The organism is Bacillus sp. FSL W7-1346 (assembly GCF_038593335.1).
GTDB classification, from domain to species: Bacteria; Bacillota; Bacilli; order Bacillales; family Bacillaceae; genus Bacillus; species Bacillus altitudinis.
Map to the genome: position 1 here is coordinate 1,156,775 of NZ_CP151988.1, position 24,412 is coordinate 1,181,186.

Genomic DNA, 24,412 nt, shown 5'->3' on the forward strand with positions numbered 1-24,412 from the left:
TTTTCTCAAAAAGTTCGGTTTATCAATATTGAACTTGATATGATAAAATAAAGCTGTACTTTGTTGTAAAGGAGATCATGATGCAAAACAGAATTGAAATCACAGAAGCAACTTTAAAAGAAGACAGGCTGATCTTGACGGTCCAGTCAGATGAGCAAATTCAAAAAGCAAAAGCATCAGGACAAATGCTTGTTGATTCTGATCACTTTGCGTTCGTTTACATACTTGAGACTGAGGAGTCTTTTACGTATCTTATTTTAGGAGAACATACATGGGCTCCATTAAAAGAAGCAATGAATCGTGAAATCCCTGTCTATTTGGCGGCGGAAGAGCAAACGCTAGAACTCATTCAACTTCATCAGGAATTAAGCTATTTAATCGACAATATTAAAGACAATGCCAATTACGGAGATATGGAAGAGAAAGTGAAGAGCACATTCCTCTGAAATAATTAGGTATTTGGAATTGGGGGAAGTTTCATGGACAAAAAACAATGGGATCAATTCCTCGCACCATATAAGCAAGCAGTCGAAGAATTAAAAGTGAAACTAAAAGGCATTCGAAAACTGTATGAATTTGAGGATGACCATTCACCAGTAGAATTTGTCACTGGCCGAGTGAAACCCGTTGCCAGCATATTGGAAAAGGCAAAGCGTAAAAACATCCCGATGCATGAGATTGAAACAATGCAAGATATTGCAGGGCTTCGCATTATGTGCCAATTTGTAGAAGATATACAAGTCGTCAAGAAAATGCTTCAGTCACGAAAAGACTTTGTGGTTGTAGATAAACGCGACTATATTGCAGAACATAAAGAAAGCGGATACCGCTCGTACCACCTTGTTGTGTTATATCCGCTGCAAACGATCAATGGAGAGAAGCAGCTCCTCGTCGAAATCCAAATCCGTACATTAGCCATGAACTTTTGGGCGACCATCGAGCATTCTCTGAATTATAAATATAGCGGGAATATCCCGGAGAAGGTCAAGCAGCGCCTTCAAAGAGCTTCTGAGGCAGCATCTCTTCTTGATGATGAGATGTCTGAAATCAGAGGGGAAATTCAAGAAGCGCAAGTGGCATTTTCCCGGAAAAAGAAAAACGATAGCTGAGCCTAAGCTTGATCAAATATGATGCTGCTTTCTCGTCGCAGCAAGGTGGAAAAGGAGAAGAATTCATGAAATTTGCAGTTTCTTCGAAAGGGAATTCTGTATCTGACACACTTAAAAATAAAATACAGACCTACTTATTGGATTTTGGAATGGAATTAAATGAAGAGGAACCCGATCTCGTCATTACAGTTGGCGGAGACGGAACCCTTTTATACGCTTTTCACCGGTATAGTAACCGTCTAAACGAAACCGCTTTTGTCGGCGTACATACAGGCCATCTTGGTTTTTATGCGGACTGGGTCCCGAGTGAAATTGAAAAGCTTGTGTTAGCCATTGCCAAAACGCCTTATCATATTGTGGAATATCCGATTCTTGAAGTCATCGTCAGGTACAACGATGGGGGCCGGGAAGAAAAATATTTAGCAATGAATGAATGTACGATTAAAAGTATGGAAGGTACACTTGTGGCAGATGTTGAGATTAGGGGTCAGCTTTTTGAAACATTCAGAGGAGATGGTCTTTGTTTGTCTACACCATCTGGCAGTACAGCCTATAATAAGGCACTTGGCGGGGCTATTATTCACCCATCCATTAGGGCGATCCAGCTGGCAGAAATGGCTTCAATCAACAACAGAGTGTTTAGAACGGTCGGTTCGCCGCTCATTTTGCCGGACCACCATACGTGTGTGATCAAACCGATTAATGATGTGGATTTTCAGGTGACGATAGATCATTTGTCGCTGCTGCATAAAGATGTGAAATCCATTCAATGCCGAGTGGCAGACGAGAATGTCCGGTTTGCCCGATTTAGACCATTTCCGTTTTGGAAAAGGGTGCAAGATTCCTTTATCGGCAAAGGAGAATAAGAAAGAGGTTGTTCTCGCTGGAATACTTTAAGATAAACAAAACCATATCAGACAAAGAAGAAGGCAGGCTGCTGAAGAACTACTTAATCGAACTTGGCATTTCAAAACGAATGCTGACAGATATTAAATTTGATGGCGGTGACCTTCTGATTAATGGAGAGCATGTGACCGTGAGATATGAGCTACGCGAGGGAGACAGGCTCACCATTTTATTTCCCGAGGAAAAAGTGAGTGAAGGGCTAAAACCTGCGGCCATTCCGCTTGATATTTTATTTGAGGACGAGCACGTGCTTGTGCTGAATAAAAAGCCGTATATCCCATCGATTCCTTCTCGAGAGCACCCTGAGCATAGTATTGCAAATGGACTGCTTCACCATTATGCTAAGCAGTCTGTTCGACTGACTGTCCACTTGGTGAACCGTCTTGATCGTGATACTTCTGGTGTCATGTTAGTCGCTAAACATCGCTTTGCACACAGCCTTTTATCAAAGGCGCAGAAAAAAGGGGAAGTCAAGCGAACATATAGAGCCATGACACATGGCATGATCACGCAAAAGGAAGGAACGATTAGAGCAAAAATTGCTCGAAAAGGGGACAGCATTATTGAACGAATGGTAGATGAGTCTGGTCAGGAAGCCGTAACACATTATACAGTGCGGGCGGTACATACTCATTTAGACATGTCTGATGTGTCCCTCACCCTTGAAACGGGAAGAACTCATCAAATTCGTGTTCACATGCAATTCCTTGGTCATCCGCTTGTTGGAGATACGCTATATGGTGGAACAAGCGAGAGAATAGGCAGGCAGGCACTTCATAGTGAAACCCTTGTTTTTCCGCATCCGATAACAGGGGAGTCCATGACATTTTCGGCTCCTTTGCCGGATGATATGACACTATTGCTTCAGTAAACAAGTAAACCCGGTCACCTGTCATGGTGGACTGGGTTTTTTATTGCGTGAAATGCTGAAACCTTGAATCATCATATGGCATAGATGAAGGAACAGATACTGTCTCAAGTTCTGGGTATCTAAGAGCAGAGAGCTGGTGGCCAAAGACGCAGCCTGTATCAATATTAACCGTTCTACCGATAAATCTTGGTTCTTTTACGGGTGTATGCCCGTACACAATCCATGGTTTTCCATGATATTCCTTTGCCCAGTCCTTCCTGACAGGTCGACCATCCGGCCATGTTTCTCCGGTGACTGCTCCAAATAATAGATAGGACCTCATCTGCTTGTTCGGTTTTTTGCCAATATCCTTTTCCTTCATCGCTGCGTGTGCAATGATCAGTTCATTCGGAATGAGTACATCATAAAGCGGCGCCTTTTCAAATAAATGTTTAAATTCACGTGATAAAATGGTTTGTTCATCATGTGGCAGTTTTTTGATTTCGTTCACCGTTGTTTCAATGCCATGCAGTAATTTAACGGGATTTCCTTTCAAATAGCGATACAGCTTAAAACAATGGTTGCCAGGCACATATCGGATTGAGCCCTTAGAATAGGCGTGTATGACAAATTGCATGACGTCAACTGATCGAGGGCCGCGGTCTGTTAAATCACCAACAAGGGCCAGTGTTCTCTTATCAGGGTGGACAGGTAGTCCATGTTTGAGTTCGTATCCTAGTTTGTGTATGAGGGTAAGCAGCTCTTCGTAGCAGCCGTGGATATCGCCGATGATATCGAATTTCATAAAGGTTCCTCCTGATTTTTTCATCCATTTATCGGATATAAAGAAGTTTGAATTTTAGAAAATATAACGAATGGCTTTCATTTCATTTGGGCAATTGTTAGAATCAATGCTTTAACGTAAAACTTAAAAATTAAACATGAATGTTAGGAGGCTTTAGCCAATGGAGCATACATCTGTTTCATCACTCGTTGTCGTTATTATTGTAGCCTTTTTCACCCCCATTTTATTGCACCGATTTAAGCTGACCATCCCGGTCGTTGTCGCTGAAATCATCATGGGACTCATCATTGGAAAAAGCGGTCTTCAACTAGTTGTTGAACACGACGCATGGCTAGATACGTTATCCATGCTAGGTTTTATTTTTCTTATGTTTTTAAGTGGACTTGAAATAGATTTTTCTTCTTTTGAATCAAAGAAGAAAGCGCGAGAACTGCCAAATGGTTTAAAAGAACCGAATACATTTAAAACAGCGACCATTATTTTTGTTGGCGTATTTTGTATGTCCTTTATCCTGTCTTATGCGTTTGTCCTTGCAGGATTTATTCAAAATGCCTTTTTAATGACGCTTATTATTTCCACCATCTCATTGGGTGTGGTAGTTCCTACCTTAAAAGAGGAAAAGTTGATGCAAACGAATATTGGTCAAATCATTTTGCTTGTAGCCGTCATTGCTGATTTGGTGACAATGATTTTACTTGCTGTGTTTTCCTCCATTTATGGCGATGGAACAGGGAACATGTGGTTGCTCTTATTATTATTTGCGGCAGGTATTCTTCTTTATTTATTTGGCCGAGTATTTAAGACAAAGTCCATTTTTCAGTCCATGTCAAAAGGAACGGTGCAAATTGGGACAAGAGCCATCTTTACTCTCATTATAGTCTTAGTTGCCTTATCTGAATCACTCGGTGCTGAAAATATTCTTGGGGCTTTTTTAGCAGGTGTGCTTGTGTCTCTTCTTTCGCCTAATAAAGAGCTCGTACAGCAGCTGGACTCGTTTGGCTATGGCTTTTTAATTCCGATCTTTTTTGTGATGGTCGGTGTGGACCTGAATATATGGTCACTCTTTAAAGATCCAACCATCATGATCATGATTCCGCTGCTGTTTATCGCATTATTGCTTAGTAAACTCGTTCCGATTCTTTATTTAAAAAAATGGTATGACATGAAAAAAGTCATTGGTTCTGGTTTTTTATTAACCTCGACGTTATCCCTTGTCATTGCTGCTGCAACGATTGGTGAGCGGCTTGGTGTCATTGATCATAAAATGTCAGGAGCACTTATTTTAGTCGCTGTGCTCACGAGTATTTTAACGCCTGTTTGGTTTAAGGCGTTATTTAAACAAGAACGTGAAACCAATCATAAAAAGCGTGTGACGTTTATTGGAGCGAATCAGCTGACGTTACCTGTGACGCTTGATTTGCATCAGGATGAATATGACATCCGTATTTTACACGTCTTTCAGGAAAATAAAGAAGCCTTGCTTGCTGACTCCATCTTTGAAGTTGAAGCGATTGAACAATATGACGATGATACGCTCAGGCAGGCTGGCATCGGGCAAGAGGATGTGCTCGTTGTGGCTACAGGCAGTGAAACGAAAAATAAGGAAATTGCTTTATTTGCAAAAGAAGAAGGAGCTAAACAAGTCATTGCAAGTGTCAACAAAGCGGAAGCCGAGCTGACTTTAAAGGAAGCAGGGATCGATACCTTTTCTAATTTCTTATCATCTAAAACGGTGCTGAGGGCATTGATTGAAGCACCTGATGCGATTCGCTTGTTAACAAATGAGGATTCTTCTTTGTATCAAATTCAAATGAACAATCATCGGTATCATAATGTCATGCTGCGGGAATTTCCTTTTACCGGCGATTTGGTGTTTGTCCGTATTTTTAGAGGAATTGACAGCTTAGTGCCGCATGGGGATACGACGCTTAGAAGCGGTGACCGCGTGCTTGTGTCTGGCTCCCGGGAGTATGTGGCAGGACTTAGAGCCCAATTAGAGTTGCAATGAACCCTTGACCGATGAACAATTCCTGATTAAGATAGAGGTACAACAATATATGTTTGATCCACTAGGGGAGTCCTTTAAAAGGGCTGAGATAAAAGTGTAGACTTTTAGACCCTCATTACCTGAACAGGTTCATACCTGCGTAGGGAAGTGGTGCGGTGTTTGACTATGCTTTTTACAAATTCCAAACCACTTTCCACGCGGAAAGTGGTTTTTTTATATGGGAAAACAGGAGGAGAGGAACATGACATTTTCGAACGAATGTAAAGAAGCAGCAGCTAGATGGTGGAATGGGAGCTTTACACACCCTTTTGTGAAAGGGATTGGTGATGGCACACTTTCACTCGATCGTTTCACTTATTATGTGATGCAGGATTCGTACTATTTAACTCATTTTGCAAAAGTACAGTCGTATGGAGCCGCCATTAGTGAGGACTTACATACGACAGGCAGAATGGCATATCATGCGCAGGGTACGTATGAAGCAGAGCTATCACTGCATAGAAAGTTCACAGAACTGCTCCAGATCTCTGATGAAGCGCTGGCAAACTTTAAACCTTCTCCAACTGCTTATGCATATACCTCGCATATGTACCGATCTGTGAAAAGCGGTCGTTTTGAAGAAATTTTAGCCGCATTATTGCCGTGCTACTGGCTTTATTATGAGGTAGGAGAAAAACTGAAACAAACAACGCCTGACCATCCGATTTATCAAGAATGGATTTTGACATATGGCGGGGATTGGTTTAAAGAGCTTGTTTTTGAACAGGTGAACCGTTTTGATGAACTTGCAGAAAAAGCGCCAGAACATGTGCGGGCTAATATGAAAGAAAATTTCGTGATTTCGAGCTATTACGAATACCATTTCTGGGAGATGGCGTATGAAAAAGAAATGTGGCAGACAGCATGCTTAGATGGGGTTGGTGCAAATGGAACTCCATGCAGTGACAAATGATACGCTTCCTGTCAGGGAGCTCATCAAGCAAATAAAAGACATTGCGTCTGAAGTAGACTTTATTCATATTCGTGAACGATCGAAGGCAGCAGGTGAACTGGTTCACCTCGTGAAACAACTCCTAGCAGAAGGTGTTCCGAAAGAAAAGCTGATTATCAATGACCGAGTTGACGTTGCACTGCTGACCAATATTCACCGGGTTCATCTTCCAGGACACAGCTTTTCGCCAAAGGAATTAAGACAAAAATTTCCTCACCTCCATGCGGGGGTATCGGTTCATTCGATAGAAGAAGCCAAAGCAGCAGAGAAGAACGGGGCAGAGTATGTCATGTTTGGGCACGTGTATGATACCGCATGCAAACCCGGACTTCAGGCGAGAGGCATAAAGATTGTGGAAGACATGACTTCTACGCTGTCCATTCCAGTCGTTGTCATTGGTGGAATCACACCAGAACGACTGCCAGAATTGATGCATGTTGATTTAAAGGGAATAGCCGTCATGTCGGGGATTTTTGCTCATCCTCAGCCGCGCAAAATGGCGCAAACATTTTCTAAAAAGCGAAAGGAGAATCCTTATGAACAAGCATTATGATGTTGCAATCATTGGTGGTGGAATCATAGGGATGTCGATCGCTTATCACCTTGCAAAAGCAGGAAAGCAGATTGTCTTATTTGAGGCAAATGAGATCGGGAAGCAAACGACGAGTGCGGCTGCTGGCATGCTGGGTGCACATGCTGAAGGAGAAGGTGATGAGGATATTTTCTTTCAAGTAGGCAGACAAAGTCAGGCTTTATATGAAAAATTAACAGTCGACCTTCAGCATGAATCGGGCATTGATATTCGGACATCAGTGGGCGGGATTATGAAGGTGGCTTTTACAGAACAAGAAAAGCGTGCGCTTTGCCGGATGCAGCATTTGCCCACATTTGAATGGCTTGAAGCAAGCAGCGTAAAAGAACGTATGCCTCAAATAGCAGATGACATCGTAGGAGCAGGCTTGATAGCAGATGATGTACATGTTGAGCCATATGCGGTATGCAGGGCTTTTTGGCAGGCGGCTGTTCGGCACGGAGCGGATGTGAAGGAGTTTACCCCTGTTCTCGATGTGAAGAGGGGAAAAGAAACTTTGACAGTCAGTACAGCTAAAGGCATCTTCACATGTGATCATCTGACTGTAGCAAGTGGTGTATGGTCAGGCCGTTTTTTAGAAGAACTGGGGTTATCACATTCTCTCTATCCCGTAAAAGGAGAATGCGTGTCTGTTTGGAATAACGGTCCAGCGCTTGCACACACCATCTATCATGATCATTGTTATATCGTTCAAAGGGATAGCGGTAAGCTAGTGATTGGTGCAACGATGAAGCCGAATGACTGGCAGGCCGTTCCGACACTTGGCGGTATTGAAGCAGTTATTCACAAAGCATCTCAGCTCATGCCTTCTATTCGAGAGATGCCGATTGATCAATGCTGGGCAGGTCTTCGGCCAGCGACAATCGACCGGCACCCCTATATCGGAAAACATCCGGAAGACGAGCGTATTCTTTTTGCAACGGGACATTACCGAAATGGCATTTTACTTGCGCCAATTACGGGGGAAATCATTCGCGGCTTAATAGCGGGCGAGTCTGTTCACAAGGAATGGCTTCATGCGTTTCGGATTGGGCGAAAGGAGGCATTGTTCGTATGAAAATTCAATTGAATGGAAGAATGGTTGATTTCGATAAGGAAAATGGGACGATTTTTGATCTGCTATCAGCCTATCAACTTGAAAACCGAGTGGTGATCGTTGAAAAGAACCAAGAAATTATAGATAAAGAAGCCTTTCAACAGGTAAAAATTCAACCAAATGACACGATTGAAATCGTTCACTTTGTAGGAGGAGGATGACACCATGCTGCGCATTGGCGGAAAAACATTTACATCAAGACTATTACTAGGGACAGGAAAGTATCCATCATTTGAAGTTCAAAAAGAGGCGGTCAACGTATCAGAAGCTGAAATTTTGACCTTTGCTGTGCGAAGAATGAACATATTTGAACCATCACAGCCCAATTTTTTAGAGCAGCTCGATTTATCAGCCTATACATTGCTGCCAAATACTGCAGGGGCAAGTACAGCGGAAGAAGCGGTGCGGATTGCCCGTTTAGCGAAAGCTTCTGGACTGTGTGACATGATCAAAGTAGAAGTCATTGGCTGCTCAAGGTCTCTTCTGCCAGATCCAGTCGAAACGTTAAAAGCATCTGAAATGCTATTAGAAGAAGGTTTTATCGTGCTGCCATATACGTCAGATGATGTGGTGCTGGCAAGGAAATTAGAAGAACTTGGTGTCCATGCCATTATGCCAGGTGCTTCTCCAATCGGTTCAGGTCAAGGGCTTTTAAACCCTCTGAATCTATCGTTTATTATCGAACAGGCAAAGGTGCCAGTTATTATTGATGCGGGTGTAGGTTCGCCGAAGGATGCTGCTTATGCGATGGAATTGGGCGCTGATGCTGTATTACTGAATACGGCCGTGTCTGGCGCAAAGGACCCTGTGAAAATGGCTAAAGCGATGAAGCTGGCGATTGAATCTGGAAGACTCGGTTTCGAGGCAGGCCGTATTCCATTCAAAAACTATGGAACAGCCAGCAGTCCGCAGGAAGGAATGCCAGCATTTTGAGCACACGTTATTCACGCCAAGAGCTTTTTAGGCCTATTGGAGAGGAAGGACAAAAACGGCTACATGCCTCAAAGGCCGTCATTATTGGGGCTGGGGCACTTGGAACAGCGAGTGCTGAAATGCTCGTTCGTGCCGGCGTAGGATCTGTCACCATTTTGGATAGAGATTATATTGAATGGAGCAATCTGCAGCGTCAGCAGCTATACACAGAACAAGATGTTCTTGATCGGCTGCCAAAGGCTGTGGCTGCTGAGAAAAGACTCAAGCAGGTGAACAGTGATGTTCATGTGAGAGGAATCGTCATTGACGTGACCGCTCAAAATATTGATGAGTACGTCAGCGGGGCATCCATTATAGTGGATGCAGCGGATAATTTTGAGGTGAGAATGATTGCGAACGATGCGGTCGTCAAACATCAAATTCCGTTCCTTTACGGGGCCTGTGTAGCAAGCTATGGTATTCAATTCACAGTGATTCCTGGTGAAACACCTTGTTTACACTGCCTGCTTGAGCATTTACCTGCACAAGGCATGACATGTGATACAGCAGGAATTATTAGTCCAGTAGTGCAGCAGGTTGCGGCCTATCAAGTGGCGGATGCACTGAAGCTTTTAACAGGACACCACATCACACCGGTATTAAGATCGTTTGATTTATGGACAAACGAGCGATCTGATATTCGATCCGTTACGTCTTTAAAAAAGAAACAATGTCCAAGCTGCGGTCTTAAGACATATCCATTTCTCTCATATGATCAAAGAGCAAAAGCAGATGTATTATGTGGACGAAATACCGTACAAATTCGCAGTGCACTAGGGGCACCCCCGGCGCTGCATGAAGTAGCACGTCAGCTAAAGAAAGCAGGAATGGATGTGCTGGAAAATCCTTATTTGCTTTCGTGTCAGAAGGATGAGTACAAGCTTGTTTTATTCAAAGATGGCAGAGCACTTGTACATGGGACAAATGATATTGCGAAAGCGAGAACGATTTATCATCAATGGATTGGCTAATGAGAGGGTGAGATGACATGACGATTAAAAAAGCATTAACCATCGCAGGTACTGATTCTGGTGGTGGAGCAGGTATTCAAGCAGACTTGAAAACCTTTCAGGAGCTTGGTGTGTACGGAATGTCCGCCATTACGGCCATTACAGCACAAAACACACTTGGCGTTCACGGTATTTATCCTCTGTCTATCGAGGCGCTCGAAAGTCAAATTGATGCAGTAGCAGAAGACTTGTTGCCAGATGCCGCTAAAACAGGGATGCTGTGGAGTGCCGACATGATCAGTGTCGTTGCTGAAAAGACGAAGCAATATGACTTGAAACTAATTGTCGATCCAGTCATGATTGCCAAAGGCGGCGCTTCTTTATTAAATGAAGATGCGGTCTCTGCTATGAAAACACAGTTACTGCCTGTCAGTTATGCAGTCACACCGAATCTCCCTGAGGCAGAAGTGCTGACAGGCATGCGCATTCAGACAAAAGACGATCGCCATAGAGCAGCAGAACGACTTTATGAGCTTGGCACGTCCTATGTTGTGATCAAAGGAGGTCATAGTCCTTCAGGCGGCCTCATTACAGACCTTTTGTACGATGGAAAAAGCTTTTTTGAACTCAGTAATGAACATATTGATACACCACATACACACGGAACAGGCTGTACATTTGCAGCGGCATTAACGGCAGAAATAGCAAAAGGTCGTTCCATGAAGGAAGCCTTTGAAACGGCAGAAACCTTTGTCCATGAGGCGATCAAATTTCCTCTGAATATTGGCGCTGGGCACGGACCGACTAACCACTTTGCTTATCAGCAAAACAGAGTCAAAGCATAAAAAGAAGACTGTCTTCACTTGTGAGGACGGTCTTTTTTCTGAAATAAAAACTTTCTTTCAGCGGAAATTGTCAATATCTCATGATTTGTGATAAGATTATGATCAGGTACTAATACTATGTCTTGAAAAAATAGGAGGCTTTAATACATATGAACTTTTCTTTAGAAGGCCGTAATATTGTGGTGATGGGTGTTGCCAATAAACGAAGCATCGCTTGGGGAATTGCTCGTTCACTTCACGAAGCAGGAGCTCGTTTGATTTTTACTTATGTTGGAGATCGTCTGGCAGAATCAGTGAAAGAGCTAGCAAGCACGCTAGAGCGTGATGATTCCATTATTCTTCCTTGTGATGTGACAAGTGATGAAGAAATCGAAAAATGTTTTGCAACGATTAAAGAAAAAGTACAAGTCATCCATGGTGTTGCACATGCGATTGCATTTGCGAACAAAGAAGAGCTTGTCGGTGAATATTTGAACACGAACCGTGAAGGTTTCCTTTTAGCGCACAACATTAGTGCCTATTCACTAACAGCTGTAGCAAAAGCAGCACGTCCGCTCATGACAGAAGGCGGAAGCATTGTCACACTTACTTACCTAGGCGGAGAGCGCGTTGTCTCTAACTACAATGTCATGGGTGTAGCAAAAGCAGCCCTTGAAGCAAGTGTGAAATACTTAGCAGCTGATCTTGGAGCGGAAGGCATCCGTGTGAACAGCATTTCTGCTGGACCAATTCGTACGTTATCTGCAAAAGGAATCAGCGGCTTTAATACGATCCTGAAGGATATTGAAGAGCGTGCACCGCTTCGCCGTACAACGACTCCTGAAGAAGTTGGCGATACAGCACTATTCTTATTCAGTGATTTATCCCGCGGCATGACAGGTGAGAATCTTCATGTTGATTCTGGCTTCCATATCATTGCCCGCTAAACGAATAATTGATTTGCAGCATACCAATCACTGGTATGCTGTTTTTTATTTTTCTTCTGATTTGGGGTGTCCTCTCATATATATAAGGAATGAATCATTCGGGAGGGATCAGTATGTCAAATAAAGGTGATGAGAATCAAAAGCCGCTTATGTATATTGTTCAGCCGAGCTATGATGAATCAGCGCCGGCCATGCAAAATATTGTGAGAAAGCGCAAGAAGTCAGAAAAACCTTCAGAAACCAAAAAAAGCGCCAAAGAGCATGCAATCGAAGAGAGCGTGCAAGAACCTGTATCACAGGAAGTAAAGCAGAAAAAAGAAGAGCCGCCTGCGCTACAGCAAGAGCGGGAGATCAATCAAGAAAAAGATAATTCACAAAATCGAGAGCCAGTACAAGAACAAGAAAAACAGCCAGAAGGCGTATTTCATGAAACAAAAGAAGAACCAAGAAGAAAACGAGTGAAGAAGCCGTTAAGCCAAATGAATATCGAGGAGAAAGTCGATTTTCTTACAAGTCTGCCGCATAATATGCCGAGAGCGCTTTGCCTCATTGAAGCTGATGGAAAAACATACAGAGGAATCATCATGGAGAGAAAAGACAATATGGTTGTCATCCGCACAGCAGGCGGCGGTAATCCAGTGGAATTAGCGATTGGTGATATTTCTTCTATTCATCCACTTGGTTTTTAATGAACATAAAAAAGTCCCATAACGGGACTTTTTTTGTTAGCAGCTACGGTTGATGAGTCTTGGATTTAAGCACTCGATTGCGCAGAAGCAGTCAAGGTCTACTTCAATGCAATATTTTGATTTTTCTAAACGGAACACATCACATACGGAATCTTTATCTGTAAAATCTAAAATATGACGATCTTTGTCAAATGCAATAAGCAAGCTGAGTGTTGCGCAGTGATCAGAGATGTGTTCGACTCTGAAAAATGCAGTGCTGAAGCAAGGGCCAGCATCTACTTCTCCGACGTTTCCGAATGCGACGAATGGTTTTGATTTTGAGGTAAATAGAACAAACGGGACAGTGTCACCTAATGAATGTGATGGAGAAAGGAGATTGCTGTAACAGCTTGTCGGGCAATCCTCTTCGACGGCATTTTGTAAGTCGTTTATGTTTTCAACAGCCTCTGCTACACAGTTCCATGAATGTTTGCGGCTCATATTCAACCCTCCTATACAAGGAAATTTGTTTGAGTGTTTGAGCACTGTCATCATCATCTATAAGCTTTATTACGTGTCTCGCCGGTTGATGCATCTAATGTCAATCAATGCGGAAGCGGCCGCCTTTTGCTGACTGCTCCGCATGATTGGTTGTCATTCGTGAGGAAGGGGATGCTTTGACTTATGACAAGTTAGATGAGCGGGCGATTGGTTTAGCCGTGGTGATGATGCTTTTTATCTTTTGTTGGCATGACTCTGTCGACAAGTTCTGGATTTAAACATTGGATCGCGCAGAAACAGTTCAAATCAACTTCAATACAAAAGTCCGCTTTTTCTAAACCAAAGAAGTCAGGATCGCAAGGGTGACAAACGCTTAGCGTATGTCCGTGTACATCAACAGGTCTTAACACAGATAATGTGGCACAGCAGTCATGCAATTTTTCAACCCGGAAGAAAATGGATTCGAAGCATTGGCAATCGTCAACAAATCCTCCAATGTTTCCGAAAGTAGAGAACAATCCGCCCTTTTTATCAAAAAGTAAAAACGGAATCGTATCTTTTCCAGAAACTGTCGGGCTTAATAAATTACTGTAGCAGCTCGTAGGACATTTATCTTCTACAGCTTCCTGCTCTGCTAAAATCTTATCAACCGCATCGCATACACAGTTTTCATCATGTCGGCCATGGTGTTTTCCGCAGCTCATGGATTTCAGCTCCTTTAACAAGGTATTTGACTTTAGTCCTTAACAACATATGTATGCGCCCTCTAGTTGGTGTGGGTAAATGACTATTTATCTTTGTTGTATTTTTAGAAAAAGGAAAAGCAGAGCTTTTCGCTCTGCTTTTGTACATTAGAGGATACCAATTGCAACGATCGTCGCAACAAGTGTCTGTGTAAGCGTTTGGATGGCAATAGAGATGTCCGCATCGATTGTAGAGACTGTAACGTTTCTAGAGTTTTCGATGACAAGTTTCTGGCGATTTGTTTGTTTGTGGCTAGCTGCTTGTAAGAGATCTTGCGTGACGCGGTCAGCTAGGTCACCATCAGCGATTGAGATGTTTGTAATGGTGATGATCGCTGTTTGAACAGCTGCTTGGATAGATGCTGCAACCTGTGCATCAACAGAAGAGACGTTAATGTCACAAGAATCTCTAACGATAATGACTTCCTCAGATGTCTGCTTTGTGACACTCACTTGATCAAAGTCTTGTAAAACATCTTCATCATCATAATAGTGGCCGTCACAAACTGCTTTTCTTTCGTAGTTATGATGGTAATCGCCGTGGTGTGTACAGTTACGATCTAGAGCGACCCAAGAGTATGGTTTAGAATCCATTTCTTTTCCTCCTTCCGTTTACTTTATTAAATGCTGGAATGATTGGTTTTGTCTCGGGCATTTATCCTAGCAGGCAACCCATTTTTATTTAATCGTTATTTTGCTGCGCTTGACGGCGCTGCTGAATACGATCTCGAAGTGAATTTCGTTTAGGGCGCACTTGTGGTTCAGGCTCGACCTCTTCTGCATGTTTTGCTGCCTCTGCCTGACGCTTTTTCTCTTGCTGCTGCTGTACGAAATCATCTGCTTTCTTTTGTAAATCCTGAACCAGCTTCAAAATCATTCTTCTTTGATCTTCTGAAAGGTTTGCTTTCTGATCATCTGTGACATTATTTTTGTTTAAAATATCACTCACAAGAAGGCTTGTTAATGGATCAACATCAGTGTTGATTTGAAACTCCTTTTTTTCGTTCTCTTCAGCCACGATTATTTCACCTCTTTCATACGTGATGTTAGAAAAAGAAAGGGTCAAAGAATGCCGGCTTCAACTAAAAGTACATTCAGTGTTTGAGTGAGAATTTGTACGGAGTTCATAATGGATGCATCAGATAATGTAATCGTGACGTTATAACAATTGATGATTTGAATCACTGTTTTCTTTTGAACTGTCACTTGTTGTGCAGCTAAAAGCTGTTCTGTGATGTCTGCAGCCAATTCATCATCTGGTACAAGAATTTGAATTAAAAGAGTAATGATTGTCGTTACGGTCGCTTGAAGGGAGAGTGCGGCTGTTACATCTGTTTTATGAATCGTGACATTTTCGGAATCCTTGATCTCGATGAAATCATCATAATTGCTGATTAATTCGTTTAACAGTTGTGTGTATAATAAATCAGCACTTTCTTCAATAGACAATACTTTCACTCCTTTCTTATCTATACATTATTTAATGCAGCAGAGGCTCAAGGTGGAATCGGAAAGCATGAAAAAGTACAACCCAATTTTATTTACACCCGATTCATCATGGCAGTCTTTCTTTTTGCATATATAAAGAAAGGACGGAAAAAGAAGAATGAAGGAGGTGGAGGTTCCATGAGCGGCGCTTTGTCATTTGCTATATTTGCCCTCGCATCCTTTAGGCTGACGAGATTGATCGTGTTTGATACGATTACAGCCCCCTTTCGCCGTCTATTTCATGAAGAGCAAGAAGAGGTAAACGAACAAGGTGAAGTCGAGACCTATATCGTCATTAAGGGGAAGGGACTGCGATCTTGGATAGGAGAGCTGTTAAGTTGTTATTGGTGTACGGGTATGTGGTGCACTGCTGCTTTACTACTGATATACATATTTTTTCCTGTCATCAGCATGTGGCTTAATTTACTATTAGCGATTGCCGCCGCAGCAGGCTTGATTGAAGCAGTCGTGTCGAAGCTTGTGAAATAAACAGGCATTCTGATCAGACACGCTTAAAGAAAATGCATATACTAACATGGAATAGGAAAGGAAGGGTTGCGATGAAACCAACTGAAACACCGTCACATATGCTTCAAGGGTATCCAGCGCAGTCAAATCAACAATCTGTATATACGAAGAAAATCAAGAAGACTGGCTGCGGCTGCGGGAAGAAAAAGAAACCTCAATAGGGAAAAACAAAAGCCGGATTTATCCGGTTTTTTTGTTGCCCTTTTTTTGGGTGATGCATATGTAAGAGAGAAGGGGTGACCAGAATGGATGCATTCGAACAATTAATCGGTTCCTTGTTCACTAAACCCCATGATGGGAAAGAGCAAGCGCACGAAAAAGCTGAAATGGATCTAGCGAATAAAGCGAAGGATCTTGAAGAGCACTTAAAAGCATTTGGCGAGAAAATGGATACTTTTGCGAAAGAAACAGAAGCATTCATGATCCGTCATGGAGAGGCAGATTACGTCTTTAAACAGCAGAAATAAAAATTCCGCACTTTTTTATGTGATCGTCCAAACCATTTCATGTATTTTTCATATTTTGTAAGGGAGAAGAGGAGGTGCTTAAATATGAGTTGTTACGGTTACGGTGGCGGTTATTGCGGAGGTTATGGCGGTGGCTACGGCGGCGGTTATGGTTCAACTTTTGTTCTTGTCGTCGTGCTTTTCATCCTTCTAATCATCGTTGGTGCTTCTTTCTTTAACTAAACAGTAAGAAGGTGAGGGAAGCAATAGGGAAGCCTTTTGCTTTCCTTTCTCTTTGCTAACAAGGCAGCAGGATAGGCACATATCTCGCCTATTTTCATATAGTAAGGTGATTACTCCACAAAGAGGAGGCAAAGGAATGGATAATAAGTTCTTTAAAAGTGTGGAAAATAAAACAGGTGTAAATATGAATGATGTCTTTAAGCTTGCAGGTTCTTTGCAAAACGCGAACTTTAAAGATGAGAATACCGTTCGAGGTGTCATTAAAAAAGTGGCGCAGCTTGCAAACAAACGTGTACCTAAAGAAATGGAAGACAAAATCGTTCAATCGATTACAAGTGGAAAAGAAAAGCTTGATTTTAATACAATCGCTAAAATGATGAACAACAAAAAATAAACAACAGGCTCTCCATTTAAAGGGGGGCCTGTTGTTTTTGTGTGAATAATTCACGATTTTTCTTTAAAAGAGGGTACAAAAAGCGGGAGCGGTGAGCCGTTTTTCCTCTTCTATATGATGGAACGGATAGATAAAGGGATTGTTCTGCTCTCGTCATGGCAACGTATAATAAGCGCCGCTCCTCTTCGATGGCTTCTTCATCACCGCTTCTCAGCTCATCAAGTGCAAAGTCATGAGGGAGCGCCCCATCAACCACGCTCGTGATGTACACTGTTTGGAATTCTAGTCCCTTCGCACGGTGGATCGTCATGAGCTGAACGCCTGGTTCATCGGATTTTTCCTTTTCAGCAGATTTCATATGTTCGGCATGAGCGAGGAAGGCTTCAATCGTTTCAAAACGTTTCGCCGCTGTTTTCACATCTCGTACATCATCTGTTCCTTTTTCAAGCACATTCGTATCACTCACACGTTTTTTTAAATAATCACCAAGTCCCATCCTTTGTTCAATAAACGCTACAGCTTCAGATGGCTTTAACGATTTTAACGTACGAAACAGGGGAACGATCGATTGCAGTTTTTTGCGCTGAAACGGCTGAATGTCTGTTAGCTTTCCAAGTGCCTCTACCATAGAACAATCTTCCGTAATGGTCAGTGCCTTCATGGTATTCAGTGTTTGCTGCTTTAAAAAGAAAACGGGCAGCAGCAGCTTCATTGCGGCGACATCATCTGCATCCTGACTGAGCGAAAGAAAAGCGAGCAGCACCCGAACAATTCTTCTGCTATAAAAGGCTTTTACGCCAGCATCGGTTTGATACGGAATCGCCGATTGATGAAGACGTTCATAAATCGCACGGCCTCCTGTATTCGTTCTAAACAGCACGCAAAAGTCATTCGGTTTTGCACCGTTTTTAATTTTCTCCTGAATATCTGCTACGATCATGGTCGCTTCCTCTTCCTCGTCATATGGATAAAAAAGAGTCGGCGGAATTTTCTCCACGCGAACGGCTTTTAACGTTTTCTCGTAACGATGCTGGTTCTTCTTAATAATGGCGTCTGCACTTGCGACAATCGTATGATGAGAGCGGTAATTTGCATGTAAATGGACGATCTCGGCCGAAGGATAGTCCTGTTTGAAGTCAAGAATAAAAGCAGGATTGCTTCCTCTAAATGCATAGATGGCTTGATCATCATCGCCTACACAAAATAGCTGCTCGGATTCTCCAGCTAAAAGCTGGATTAATTGATATTGTACGGGATTAATATCTTGAAATTCATCTACTAAAATATACTTGAATCGTTCTTGATATTGTTTGAGCAATTCAGGCTGCTTAGTCAGCATGTGTAAGCAGGCAATCGCCATGTCATCAAAGTCAAATTGTTGATTTTCACGCTTTTGCTGTTCGTATGACTGATAGATTGTCCACATTTGCTTTTCTTTTTCATCTTTCAGCTCAGGAAGTTCGTCTGGCAAAAAAGCATTTTTCCAATAGCCGATTGATTGCAGCACTTGATCGGTTGGATAGTCTTTTTCATCAAGTCCTTCATGCATGATCGCTTTGCGAATATACTGCTCTTTTTGCCAGTCGAATTTAATCAAATGCTGTCCGTTCCATTTGCCCCGATCATCGTGAAGCAACATTTTATAAAATAGACTGTGGAATGTGCCTGTCACAACTTGGCTCGCCTGTGATGGATGAAGCTGATACTGCATACGCAGTCTTTCTTTCATTTCACTGCTTGCTTTTGTGGTGAAGGTCACGAGCAGGATATGTTGAGCAGGGATTTGATGGTATGACATCAGATAAGCAGCTCTAGCCGTCAGTACCCTTGTTTTCCCGCTGCCGGCGCCAGCCAGCACAAGCATCGGACCGTCTTTGTGTTTGACAGCTTGAAGCTGCGGTGCGCTGAAGGTGATGTGTGGAAAGAGGTCAATGGTATGCACTTCTTCATTCTTTTCTAAATGAAAGGTTTCGCCAAATTGAATGGACCGTGGTTCCTGCCAGTCATCCGATTCTTCTGTTTGTGAGATGATCTGTTTGCCGGTTGGAAAGCGAAAGCCGCCAAGTTCTTTGTAGGATGCATGTTCCTCTCGTTCAGCCGGTTTCTTTTCCTCTTGTTGTTCTCTTTTTTCGCAAATCTCTTGCTGAGATATTTGCTTATGGATAAAGGCAGGTTCTTCATGTATATTTAATCTAAAAAAGACGGGTTGTCCGCAATATGGGCAAGATAAATGCCCTTTTTTCCCCTCATCATGGAGGAATTGATAGTGTTCTCTCGAATATGTATGTAATGAGATCGTTCGATCATGTCGTCGTGCGCATTTCAAAGCTAGTCCTCCAATAGTCAATCAATGTTAAAAAGAAACACATCTAATCATATCAAATGAGGCGTGTTTCAAACAGTCATAATTAGGGAATAGTAGAGTAGAAGAGAAGCAAAGGAGGCGTTCTTGATGGGATATATAGCCCCGATTCAGCCGGATCTGTATTTTCAATATATCAATCGTCCTGCTCCTCAGGATAAAGAAGACTATGCGAAAGTGACGAAGGTCACCCGCACCTTTCATGACAAGGTATACAGAGAGCTGGAGAAAAAAGAGGACTTAGTGACAGAAGCGGAAACGAAAGTACAGCAAAAAAAGCGGGAACGCTTTGTACGAGATATGTTTATGGAAGAAGGCAAGGGCGTTCATATCAATACTTACGTCTAAATGACTGCGCTTTCTTCCTGAGCGAACGAGATGGAATCAATAAAAAGCCAGAGCATCCATGATGCCCTGGCTTTTTATTTTCGTTAAACGGATAGTGTTTTTGTCATTTTGACATGTGTAATCCCTGCTTCTTCAAACGGTTCTGAAACGGCTTTGTAGCCTTTCTTTTCGTAGAAGGGAAGAGCTTGGACTTGTGCATGCATGACAGCTTCTTTCGCCCCGTTTGCCATCGCTTCAGACTCAAGTGCTTCTAAAAGCTGGTGGCCAAGACCGAAAGAGCGCGCCTCTTTTAATACACAAATTCGTTCAAGCTTTGCCTTATGACCTTCAATTATGCGCAGTCTAGCAGCAGCTTGTGGTTTGTTGTCATCATTATAAATGACAAAGTGAATGGCTTCGTCCTCAAGTTCATCAATTTCGATCTCTAACGGGACTTCTTGTTCTTTTACGAAAACTTCTTTTCGAACATAATAAGCATCTTCTCGTTGTGTTTGTTCTTTTACGATGACTGTATTCAAATGTCTTTAACCCTCTTCTCCTAAGATAAATGTTTCATAAACGGTCCAAGAACCGTTCTCTAATTGATATAAAAGATGGAAGCGGTCAACCGTTTCCTCGTGGTCAATTTTTCTCAGCTTCAATGTGCCTAGAACGTCTGAATGCTCATCGTCTGATAACTTTTGAGCCACTGTCACATGCGGAACAAATGCATATTCAGGTGTACCAGCAAGCGGATCAGTGTACAACTTCTCATTGAGAGTCATTAATTCTTCGTTCGGTTCTACTTTCATATAAATCACGTTGTTTACAGGAGCGAATGAACTGAATTTTTTAATACGTAACGTAATAGGAGAAGCATTTTTTGCGTACTCTCGCAAGGTGGAGACGACCTCAGCTGCTTCTAGATCCGTTAATTCAAAAGGTGTTCTTAATGTTAAATGAGGTGGTATAAGTGCATAGTTCGGATCATAACGTTTCCGATAAGAGTTCGCAATGTCTTGCAATTTTTTTGATGGAAATAAAACAACTCCGTATTTCATCATGTTCCCTCCTGATTAAGAAAGTATTTATTATTTTTTATTATAACAAAATTCAGTTGATTAACGAATATGGGAGCATTCTTTTTAACGAAGGTGAAATGAGCGGCTGCCAAAACGTCCATTTATGATCGCCTTCGAATGTCTCAAATAAATAATCCGCACCGGACTTCTCCAAAAGGACCTTTAATTCTTCGTTCGGCTGAATAAAGTCTAGCACTTGCCCATCTGTCGTTTTCACAGCTGTTTCTTCTAACCCGATTTGATGGATAATGGCATAATGAGCAAGGGATGATGACTGTTTGACTGCTTGCAGAACCGACTCATCCACGTAAGGAGACTGCAAAATCAGTCCGCCAAATAACGAAGGATAATCAAGGGCTGTCATAAGTGAGATCGTAGCACCTAATGAATCACCAATAAATGTACGACCTGATCCAACTTGATACGTTGGATAGTGTTCATCAATATACGGAACTAGTTCATTTGCCAAAAAGCGTTTATACGCCTCGAACTTTGGTCCGTCTGGATGATACGTATTTCGCCTTTCAGTCACATTTTCATATGGGACACCAATGATAATCGAACGTTCCATTTCTTTGTTTTGCATTAATTCTTCCGCTTGTCTGCCTATTTTACCTAAGCGGAAATAATCATGACCATCTTGTGCAATGATGACATGATATGTATAAAGGGGGGAGTAATTGACTGGTAAATAAATCAAAATGGTCATATCTGCCCCAAGTTCTTTTGACTGTAAGGTTTCTTCTTGAATGATGCCTGTTTTCTTCACCATAATCCATTCCTCCAGCTAACCAAATTCATCATAAGTGAAACGTTTCCATTCATTGTAACACGAAAAACAGCGTTGTTCCTATATGCTAACATGCAATCAAATTGGCTGGCATCCAATCTGCTGCAAAATACAGAAAATTTTAATTAATCGTTACATTTCCCCTTGAAAAATGAGGTTTAATGCGTTACAGTATTAAGAATTAGAACAGACAGACAACACATTCTTATCGTGAGAGGTGGAGGGACTGGCCCTTTGAAACCTCAGCAACCGGTATGCATCACTTCATGTGATGTACCAAGGTGCTAAATCCAGCAAGCAGCTTTTTTGCTTGGAAGATAAGAGGAAGCGATTAAACCCCTTCTTCTTATGAAGAAGGGGTTTTTCTGTTTTGAAATTAGATTTTTACTTAGGATGGTGTCAAATGACAGAACATGTGGAAACGAAGTTAGCGCAAATTGGAAACCGCAGCGAAGAGGCGACTGGTACTGTCAGTCCTCCCGTTTATCTTTCAACAGCTTACAGACATAGAGGTATTGGGGAATCAACAGGATTTGATTATATTCGGACGAAAAACCCAACAAGGCAGCTTGTAGAAGATGCGATTGCTTCACTCGAAGAAGGAACGGCCGGTTTTGCCTTCAGTTCGGGAATGGCTGCCATCCAAACGATCATGGCGCTGTTTGAGAGCGGGGATGAACTCATTGTTTCATCAGATTTATATGGCGGTACATACCGTCTATTTGAAAACGAATGGAAAAAGTACGGACTGCGCTTTGTTTATGATGATTTTTCAGATGAAGACTGTTTACGCTCTAAAATGACCCCAAATACAAAAGCCGTCTTTATTGAAACGCCAACAAACCCACTCATGCAGGAAGCGGATATTCAAAAGGTTGCGAAAATCGCTAAAGAGTATGGTGCATTGGTCATTGTGGATAACACCTTTTATACGCCCGTCTTGCAAAAACCGATTACACTCGGAGCGGACATTGTCATTCATAGTGCCACCAAATATTTAGGCGGACATAACGATGTTCTTGCCGGACTTGTCGTCACAAAAGGGGAGCATCTATCTGAAGGCATGTTCCAGCATCAAAACGCCATCGGAGCGGTTTTATCTCCATTTGACTCATGGCTTTTAATGAGAGGAATGAAAACATTGGCGCTGAGAATGCGCCAGCACGAGGCAAATGCGAAGGAATTAGCTGACTTTCTAAAGCAGCAGCCGGAAATTCAAGATGTCCTTTACCCAGGAAAGGGAGGCATGCTGTCATTCCGAGTAGCCAAAGAGGACTGGGTCAATCCATTTTTGAAGCAGCTCAAAACGATTTGTTTTGCTGAAAGCCTTGGCGGAGTCGAAAGCTTCATTACGTATCCTGCAACGCAAACCCATATGGACATCCCAGAAGAGATTCGCATCGCAAACGGTGTGTGTAACAAATTGCTCCGTTTCTCAGTCGGGATTGAGCATGTGGAGGACCTAAAAGCAGACCTGAAACAGGCACTATCAAATGTGAAAGAGGAGGTACACACGAAATGACCACACACGATTGGACACTAGAAACACAACTCGTTCATAATGCGTTTAAAACAGACCGTTCAACAGGTGCAGTCAGTGTGCCGATTCAACATGCATCGACGTTTCACCAAAGCAGCTTCGATGACTTTGGTCAATATGACTACTCCAGATCAGGCACCCCTACACGTCAGGCATTGGAGGATACCATTGCAGCGCTAGAAGGAGGAACGAGAGGGCTTGCCTTTGCGTCAGGTATGGCAGCCATTTCAACCGCTTTTCTTCTATTATCAAAAGGAGATCATGTCCTTGTCACAAGAGATGTGTACGGCGGGACTTTCCGAATGATCACCCAAGTTCTTTCAAGATTTGGGATTGAGCATACCTTTGTGGACATGACCAATTTGAATGAAGTGAAACAAGGCATTCAATCAAATACAAAAGTCATTTACATGGAAACACCGTCAAATCCTACACTCGGTATTACGGATATTGAAGGTGTCGTACAGATTGCGAAAGAACATGACTGTCTGACTTTCTTAGATAATACGTTTTTAACACCTGCGCTTCAGCGTCCGCTGGACCTCGGTGTTGACGTTGTGCTGCACAGCGCAACGAAATTTTTAAGCGGCCACAGTGATGTACTGTCAGGCTTAGCCGTGGTGAAAGATGAGAAGCTAGGAGACGAACTTTATTCGCTGCAAAACTCCTTCGGGGCGGTACTTGGCGTACAGGATTGCTGGCTTGTGCTTAGAGGATTAAAGACCCTTCAAGTCAGATTAGAAAAAGCCAGTCAAACCGCATTAGAACTGGCTTCATTCCTCAAAGAACATCCTGCGGTCAAAAAAGTATATTACCCGGGATTAGATGATCACCCAGGGGCAGACATTCAGCGGAAGCAGGCGAGCGGTGCAGGTGCTGTTCTTTCATTTGAACTAGAAAACCAAGCGGCTGTCAAAGAATTGGTCGATGGCGTCACATTACCTGTATTCGCCGTCAGCCTCGGAGCAGTCGAATCCATTCTTTCCTATCCGGCCAAAATGTCCCATGCCGCTATGCCAAAAGAAGAAAGAGAAAAAAGAGGTATCTCGGATGGTTTACTTCGATTAAGTGTGGGCGTAGAAAACGGAGAAGACCTCAAAAGGGACTTCAAACAAGCACTAGATCAACTAAAGCCCGTCCTTGTGAACCAATCATAAAAGTCAGTAAAAAGCCGGTGCAGATACCGGCTTTGTGCCTTTTTTGAACAAAACCATTGACGTCTGACGATGATGGTTATATAATAGAGACTG

General features: G+C 42.5%; 32 protein-coding genes and 2 riboswitches. Of the genes, 22 read left to right on the forward strand and 10 right to left on the reverse strand.

The features are described from left to right. Positions 1-80 precede the first annotated feature (80 nt). The 4 genes from NST09_RS05795 to NST09_RS05810 all read left to right on the forward strand — a co-directional run bounded on the left by NST09_RS05795 (position 81) and on the right by NST09_RS05810 (position 2,886). Positions 81-446, forward strand: coding sequence for a hypothetical protein (locus tag NST09_RS05795; protein ID WP_342493426.1), 366 nt, complete (start codon positions 81-83; stop codon positions 444-446). A 33-nt stretch (positions 447-479) separates the two neighbouring features. Continuing rightward, positions 480-1,109 carry a GTP pyrophosphokinase family protein gene (locus tag NST09_RS05800; protein ID WP_008348457.1) on the forward strand — a complete coding sequence of 210 codons (630 nt, stop codon included), beginning with the start codon at positions 480-482 and terminating at the stop codon, positions 1,107-1,109. A gap of 65 nt (positions 1,110-1,174) precedes the next feature. Continuing rightward, positions 1,175-1,975, forward strand: coding sequence for an NAD kinase (locus NST09_RS05805; RefSeq protein ID WP_008355343.1), 801 nt, complete (start codon positions 1,175-1,177; stop codon positions 1,973-1,975). Positions 1,976-1,992: 17 nt separating this feature from the next. Continuing rightward, positions 1,993-2,886, forward strand: a complete 894-nt coding sequence (locus NST09_RS05810; RefSeq protein ID WP_170916867.1) for an RluA family pseudouridine synthase — start codon at positions 1,993-1,995, stop codon at positions 2,884-2,886. Between the two features lie 40 nt (positions 2,887-2,926). On the opposite strand, the gene prpE is transcribed toward NST09_RS05810, so the two are convergent. After that, positions 2,927-3,670, reverse strand: a complete 744-nt coding sequence (prpE, locus tag NST09_RS05815) for a bis(5'-nucleosyl)-tetraphosphatase PrpE (protein ID WP_272511401.1) — start codon at positions 3,668-3,670, stop codon at positions 2,927-2,929. Positions 3,671-3,830: 160 nt separating this feature from the next. Here prpE and NST09_RS05820 point away from each other — a divergent pair, with 160 nt between their 5' ends. From NST09_RS05820 to NST09_RS05865, 10 genes are all read left to right on the forward strand, one after another. Then, positions 3,831-5,678 (forward strand): monovalent cation:proton antiporter family protein, encoded by a 1,848-nt coding sequence (locus NST09_RS05820; protein WP_017367021.1) that lies wholly within the window; start codon positions 3,831-3,833, stop codon positions 5,676-5,678. A gap of 53 nt (positions 5,679-5,731) precedes the next feature. Beyond that, positions 5,732-5,841: riboswitch (TPP riboswitch) on the forward strand. A gap of 78 nt (positions 5,842-5,919) precedes the next feature. Beyond that, complete coding sequence (gene tenA, locus NST09_RS05825; protein WP_017367022.1) at positions 5,920-6,630, forward strand: thiaminase II; 711 nt, start codon at positions 5,920-5,922, stop codon at positions 6,628-6,630. Further along, the gene (tenI, locus tag NST09_RS05830; RefSeq protein ID WP_249855765.1) at positions 6,605-7,222 is read left to right on the forward strand and encodes a thiazole tautomerase TenI; all 618 of its coding nucleotides are present in this window, start codon (positions 6,605-6,607) and stop codon (positions 7,220-7,222) included. The genes tenA and tenI overlap by 26 nt, the downstream gene beginning before the upstream one ends. Continuing rightward, the gene (thiO, locus tag NST09_RS05835) at positions 7,206-8,318 is read left to right on the forward strand and encodes a glycine oxidase ThiO (RefSeq protein ID WP_342493427.1); all 1,113 of its coding nucleotides are present in this window, start codon (positions 7,206-7,208) and stop codon (positions 8,316-8,318) included. Before tenI ends, thiO begins: the two co-directional genes overlap by 17 nt. Then, a complete protein-coding gene (thiS, locus tag NST09_RS05840; protein WP_017367025.1) occupies positions 8,315-8,518 on the forward strand; it encodes a sulfur carrier protein ThiS in 204 nt (67 codons plus the stop codon). Before thiO ends, thiS begins: the two co-directional genes overlap by 4 nt. A gap of 4 nt (positions 8,519-8,522) precedes the next feature. Continuing rightward, positions 8,523-9,290, forward strand: coding sequence for a thiazole synthase (locus NST09_RS05845; RefSeq protein WP_046527493.1), 768 nt, complete (start codon positions 8,523-8,525; stop codon positions 9,288-9,290). Then, positions 9,287-10,300, forward strand: a complete 1,014-nt coding sequence (locus NST09_RS05850) for a thiazole biosynthesis adenylyltransferase ThiF (protein WP_046527492.1) — start codon at positions 9,287-9,289, stop codon at positions 10,298-10,300. The genes NST09_RS05845 and NST09_RS05850 overlap by 4 nt, the downstream gene beginning before the upstream one ends. Positions 10,301-10,317: 17 nt before the next feature. Next, positions 10,318-11,124, forward strand: a complete 807-nt coding sequence (gene thiD / locus NST09_RS05855) for a bifunctional hydroxymethylpyrimidine kinase/phosphomethylpyrimidine kinase (RefSeq protein WP_007498975.1) — start codon at positions 10,318-10,320, stop codon at positions 11,122-11,124. A 149-nt stretch (positions 11,125-11,273) separates the two neighbouring features. Continuing rightward, positions 11,274-12,050 carry an enoyl-ACP reductase FabI gene (fabI, locus tag NST09_RS05860; protein ID WP_003211867.1) on the forward strand — a complete coding sequence of 259 codons (777 nt, stop codon included), beginning with the start codon at positions 11,274-11,276 and terminating at the stop codon, positions 12,048-12,050. 113 nt (positions 12,051-12,163) lie between these two features. Continuing rightward, entirely contained in the window at positions 12,164-12,739 is a 576-nt protein-coding gene (locus tag NST09_RS05865) for a CotO family spore coat protein (RefSeq protein ID WP_342493428.1), read from the forward strand. A 36-nt stretch (positions 12,740-12,775) separates the two neighbouring features. On the opposite strand, the gene NST09_RS05870 is transcribed toward NST09_RS05865, so the two are convergent. The 5 genes from NST09_RS05870 to NST09_RS05890 form a co-directional block, all read right to left on the reverse strand. Next, complete coding sequence (locus tag NST09_RS05870; protein WP_008348434.1) at positions 12,776-13,219, reverse strand: CotY/CotZ family spore coat protein; 444 nt, start codon at positions 13,217-13,219, stop codon at positions 12,776-12,778. A 212-nt stretch (positions 13,220-13,431) separates the two neighbouring features. Then, a complete protein-coding gene (locus NST09_RS05875) occupies positions 13,432-13,923 on the reverse strand; it encodes a CotY/CotZ family spore coat protein (protein ID WP_008348432.1) in 492 nt (163 codons plus the stop codon). Between the two features lie 147 nt (positions 13,924-14,070). Continuing rightward, entirely contained in the window at positions 14,071-14,556 is a 486-nt protein-coding gene (locus NST09_RS05880; RefSeq protein ID WP_008348431.1) for a spore coat protein, read from the reverse strand. A gap of 88 nt (positions 14,557-14,644) precedes the next feature. Then, positions 14,645-14,980, reverse strand: coding sequence for a hypothetical protein (locus tag NST09_RS05885; protein ID WP_008355377.1), 336 nt, complete (start codon positions 14,978-14,980; stop codon positions 14,645-14,647). Between the two features lie 44 nt (positions 14,981-15,024). Further along, positions 15,025-15,411 (reverse strand): spore coat protein, encoded by a 387-nt coding sequence (locus NST09_RS05890; protein ID WP_007498962.1) that lies wholly within the window; start codon positions 15,409-15,411, stop codon positions 15,025-15,027. A gap of 177 nt (positions 15,412-15,588) precedes the next feature. Here NST09_RS05890 and NST09_RS05895 point away from each other — a divergent pair, with 177 nt between their 5' ends. The 5 genes from NST09_RS05895 (at position 15,589) to NST09_RS05915 (ending at position 17,061) form a co-directional block, all read left to right on the forward strand. Beyond that, complete coding sequence (locus tag NST09_RS05895) at positions 15,589-15,939, forward strand: DUF1360 domain-containing protein (RefSeq protein ID WP_035700339.1); 351 nt, start codon at positions 15,589-15,591, stop codon at positions 15,937-15,939. 71 nt (positions 15,940-16,010) lie between these two features. Next, positions 16,011-16,139 (forward strand): hypothetical protein, encoded by a 129-nt coding sequence (locus NST09_RS05900; protein ID WP_008348422.1) that lies wholly within the window; start codon positions 16,011-16,013, stop codon positions 16,137-16,139. Positions 16,140-16,223: 84 nt separating this feature from the next. After that, on the forward strand, positions 16,224-16,445 hold the full coding sequence (locus NST09_RS05905; protein ID WP_008348420.1) for a hypothetical protein: 222 nt from the start codon (positions 16,224-16,226) through the stop codon (positions 16,443-16,445). Positions 16,446-16,529: 84 nt separating this feature from the next. Further along, positions 16,530-16,667 (forward strand): YjcZ family sporulation protein, encoded by a 138-nt coding sequence (locus tag NST09_RS05910; protein ID WP_008348419.1) that lies wholly within the window; start codon positions 16,530-16,532, stop codon positions 16,665-16,667. Positions 16,668-16,803: 136 nt separating this feature from the next. Beyond that, positions 16,804-17,061: a stage VI sporulation protein F gene (locus NST09_RS05915; RefSeq protein WP_008348417.1), complete on the forward strand. Its 258-nt coding sequence runs from the start codon at positions 16,804-16,806 to the stop codon at positions 17,059-17,061. A gap of 16 nt (positions 17,062-17,077) precedes the next feature. Here the strand turns inward: NST09_RS05915 and NST09_RS05920 are convergent, their stop codons facing one another. Next, on the reverse strand, positions 17,078-19,387 hold the full coding sequence (locus tag NST09_RS05920; RefSeq protein ID WP_342493429.1) for an ATP-dependent helicase: 2,310 nt from the start codon (positions 19,385-19,387) through the stop codon (positions 17,078-17,080). A gap of 126 nt (positions 19,388-19,513) precedes the next feature. Here NST09_RS05920 and NST09_RS05925 point away from each other — a divergent pair, with 126 nt between their 5' ends. Beyond that, positions 19,514-19,771, forward strand: a complete 258-nt coding sequence (locus NST09_RS05925; protein ID WP_008348414.1) for a hypothetical protein — start codon at positions 19,514-19,516, stop codon at positions 19,769-19,771. A gap of 83 nt (positions 19,772-19,854) precedes the next feature. Here NST09_RS05925 and NST09_RS05930 read toward each other — a convergent pair whose 3' ends face one another. Genes NST09_RS05930 through NST09_RS05940 form a run of 3 tightly spaced genes read right to left on the reverse strand, consistent with a single transcriptional unit; the run spans position 19,855 to position 21,604 of the window. Further along, on the reverse strand, positions 19,855-20,289 hold the full coding sequence (locus tag NST09_RS05930; RefSeq protein WP_008348412.1) for a GNAT family N-acetyltransferase: 435 nt from the start codon (positions 20,287-20,289) through the stop codon (positions 19,855-19,857). A 6-nt stretch (positions 20,290-20,295) separates the two neighbouring features. Further along, positions 20,296-20,811, reverse strand: a complete 516-nt coding sequence (locus NST09_RS05935) for a YjcG family protein (RefSeq protein WP_024720139.1) — start codon at positions 20,809-20,811, stop codon at positions 20,296-20,298. A gap of 52 nt (positions 20,812-20,863) precedes the next feature. Then, complete coding sequence (locus NST09_RS05940; RefSeq protein WP_035392388.1) at positions 20,864-21,604, reverse strand: esterase family protein; 741 nt, start codon at positions 21,602-21,604, stop codon at positions 20,864-20,866. A gap of 220 nt (positions 21,605-21,824) precedes the next feature. Continuing rightward, a riboswitch (SAM riboswitch) is annotated at positions 21,825-21,946 on the forward strand. 79 nt (positions 21,947-22,025) lie between these two features. On the opposite strand from NST09_RS05940, the gene NST09_RS05945 reads away from it, so the two are divergent. After that, complete coding sequence (locus NST09_RS05945; protein ID WP_056407918.1) at positions 22,026-23,144, forward strand: methionine biosynthesis PLP-dependent protein; 1,119 nt, start codon at positions 22,026-22,028, stop codon at positions 23,142-23,144. Next, the gene (metC, locus tag NST09_RS05950) at positions 23,141-24,319 is read left to right on the forward strand and encodes a cystathionine beta-lyase (RefSeq protein WP_045035233.1); all 1,179 of its coding nucleotides are present in this window, start codon (positions 23,141-23,143) and stop codon (positions 24,317-24,319) included. The genes NST09_RS05945 and metC overlap by 4 nt, the downstream gene beginning before the upstream one ends. Positions 24,320-24,412: the final 93 nt, after the last annotated feature.